Consider the following 2,732-nt stretch of genomic DNA (forward strand, 5'->3'; position numbering starts at 1 on the left):
CGGGCCGGTCGTCGGGTGAGACCAGGATCAGTGCCCGGGCGATCGCCAAGCGCAGCGCGCCGGCCTGGCCGGACGGGCCGCCGCCGCCCAGGTGGGCGTAGATGTCGAAGCTGTCCACCCGGTCGACGGTCACTAGCGGAGCTTTGATGAGCTGCTGGTGCACCTTGTTGGGGAAGTAGTCCTCCAAGCTGCGGCCGTCGAGGTCGAATTTGCCGGTGCCGGGCACTAGCCGCACCCGCACGATGGCCTCCTTGCGGCGGCCGACCGTCTGGATAGGGCGCTCGAAGACGAATGAGTCGGCGCGCTTGCCCTGCTCGGCCCCGGAAGTGTCGGCAGCCGCGGTGCCGCCGGCGTCGGTCTCTGCCGTTTGGGTCATTGGGTCACCTGCTTGATCTCGTACGGAATCGGCTGCTGGGCGGTGTGGGGATGCTCTGGACCGGCGTAGACGCGCAGCTTGCGCTTGATCTGGCGGCCGAGCTTGTTCTTGGGCAGCATGCCGACAATCGCCTTCTCGACGACCCGGTCGGGGTGTCGTTGCATCAGGTCACCGAGGGTGCGCTTGCGCAGGCCGCCGGGATAACCCGAGTGGCGGTAGACCGGCTTGTTCTGCAGTTTGTTGCCGCTGATCGCGACCTTGTCGGCGTTGACGACGATGACGAAATCGCCGCCGTCGACGTTGGGAGTGAACGTCGGCTTGTGCTTGCCGCGCAGCAGGGTGGCTGCGGTGACGGCAAGGCGGCCAAGCACCACGTCCGTGGCGTCGATGACATACCACGACCGCGTGGTGTCACCGGCCTTCGGCACGTATGTAGGCACAGCGCTTACTTGCCTTTCTCTCGGGGTGAATCCCGGTATGACCCGGGTGCCGGTCAGGCGTCGACGGGCGGGGTGCTCTCGGCGACCGACAGTGACCCGAGCCCCGGCAGACCGCACGCCAAGCCAGCAGCTTACCGGCGGCCATCCGCGCAGGTCAAAACGCCGTAGCGGGCAACCGTACCGGCGCATGACTGTGCGGTCCCGACGGCTCCCCTCCATCGGGACCAACACAGCGTCTTCTTGGCCCCTACCGTCTCCAGATACTGGCCGCCTGGCGGTCAGCGCTCGCGACATCGTCGGAGCCGGCACGCACCGCGTTGCCGAGGTCGACCAGCATCTCGTTGAGCGCGGAGGCCGCGTGCTGCCACCTGAGCTGTTCGACGCGGTAGGCGGCGGCGGCTTCCCGGGTCCAGAGTTCTTGCAGTGGCGCGATCTGCGATCTCAGCTCTTCCAGGGCGGCGTTGAAGCGGGCCGCCGTGGTGTGGATCTCCTGGCGAACGCTGTACTCGATTTCGGCGAAGTTGTACGACAGCACGGGGTCCATGAGTGATCGCCAGACCTCACAGGTTCCCGCCGGCGGTGGCGATGCGGTGAGCGTGATTCTCGCCGGCTTCCCGCAGCGTCGCCTCGTTGTAGCGGATGCTCTCCGCGATGCCGTGCAAGGCGTGGTACAGCTTCATCGATTCCGCGTTCCAGCGCTCTACCACTTCCCTGAACCGAGTGGCCGCGAGACCGCCCCACACCGACGGCGGCACGCTGCTGACCCGACCGATGAACGCCTGCAGCATGCCGCGGATCTCCTCGTTACATGCGTCCGTCTTGGCAGCCACTGTGTGCATCAGGTTGAAGTCGGTGCTCAACGTGTTGGGTGTGCTCATACCATCTACGACTGCGGCGGCTCGGGTTTGGTTCCCTTGATTCGGATTTCGTTTCTCACCGCACCGCGTGGGCAGACCGCACGGCCTGCTCGCACACGTCGAGGATGGCCGCTGCGCCTCCGGACCTGCTCTGGCAGCCGATGCTGATCCGCACGGGACCGTCGAGAAGCACCGTCCAGCGGATCTCGTGCGCGGGGCGGACTTCCCGATAAGTCACTGCGGGCCGCCCGGCGCTGGTTGCCGACGGGCTGAAGTCGACAAAGACGCCGGACGGTTCCGCATCGATAGCGCGCTTCAACGACTCCGCAGCCGCGGTCAGTGTCTCGTGGGCAACCGGGGACTGCGTCACATGCAGCGCCACTTCCGGATCGGACGGCGACGTGAGCTGAACGCGCGCTGACCCGGGCCCGCCGACGACGCGCTCCACGCGCCATTGCGCCGGAATGCTCAGCGCTACCCGTCCCTCCACCAGAAACGTCGTTGGAATTGCGGCGGGGGTCGGGGCGCTGTGGCGGCTACCAATGCCGAAAGCGAGCAACGCGGCGGACACTGCAGCGGCGACCAAAAGCGCTGCACCCACACGTTTTTTTCGCGCGCGTTCGCCTCGGGCCTGACCCGGTCCGTCGTCCTCCTCACCGGTGGGAAACGCCGCAACCGCAAGCTGCTGCAGCCGCGCATCGTCGACGTGCACCACCGTCAGATCGGCGCGCTTGTGGCGCACGCCGTCAGCGATCATCCTGGCCAGCGTCGAGGCACCGGCGATGGTTGTCGGCGCATCGATCACCACAGTGGATGCTGTCTCCGATGCCGTTCCGGCGATGACCTGCGCGACCGAATCAGCGACTCTGGCCGGTTGGCCGCGGCGAGATTCGGCGACGACCGGCGCCGCGGTGATGACGACGAAACGCTCCGCGATTTCGACAATCACCGTGGCATGCGGCGGGTCTGGTGACGCCTCGCCCAGCAACCACGACCGCGGCTGCGCGACGACGCTGTCGGCAAGCTGCTCTGCCGCAGCGCTGATCACGTTGATGCGTG

5 protein-coding genes are annotated in these 2,732 nt (G+C 67.0%); all 5 read right to left on the minus strand.

The features are described from left to right. Positions 1-376, minus strand: a 376-nt coding sequence (gene rpsI, locus VFA16_RS19470) for a 30S ribosomal protein S9 (RefSeq protein WP_324969396.1), incomplete at its 3' end; no start/stop codon positions are given. Further along, positions 373-816, minus strand: a complete 444-nt coding sequence (gene rplM / locus VFA16_RS19475) for a 50S ribosomal protein L13 (RefSeq protein WP_324969397.1) — start codon at positions 814-816, stop codon at positions 373-375. The genes rpsI and rplM, both read right to left, overlap by 4 nt. A gap of 247 nt (positions 817-1,063) precedes the next feature. After that, a complete protein-coding gene (locus VFA16_RS19480) occupies positions 1,064-1,360 on the minus strand; it encodes a WXG100 family type VII secretion target (protein ID WP_324969398.1) in 297 nt (98 codons plus the stop codon). A 16-nt stretch (positions 1,361-1,376) separates the two neighbouring features. Next, positions 1,377-1,694, minus strand: coding sequence for a WXG100 family type VII secretion target (locus tag VFA16_RS19485; protein ID WP_324969399.1), 318 nt, complete (start codon positions 1,692-1,694; stop codon positions 1,377-1,379). A gap of 55 nt (positions 1,695-1,749) precedes the next feature. Then, on the minus strand, positions 1,750-2,732 hold a 983-nt coding region (locus tag VFA16_RS19490), incomplete at its 5' end, for a type VII secretion-associated protein (protein WP_324969400.1).

It is taken from the genome of Mycobacterium sp. (assembly GCF_035653355.1).
Taxonomy (GTDB): Bacteria; Actinomycetota; Actinomycetes; order Mycobacteriales; family Mycobacteriaceae; genus Mycobacterium.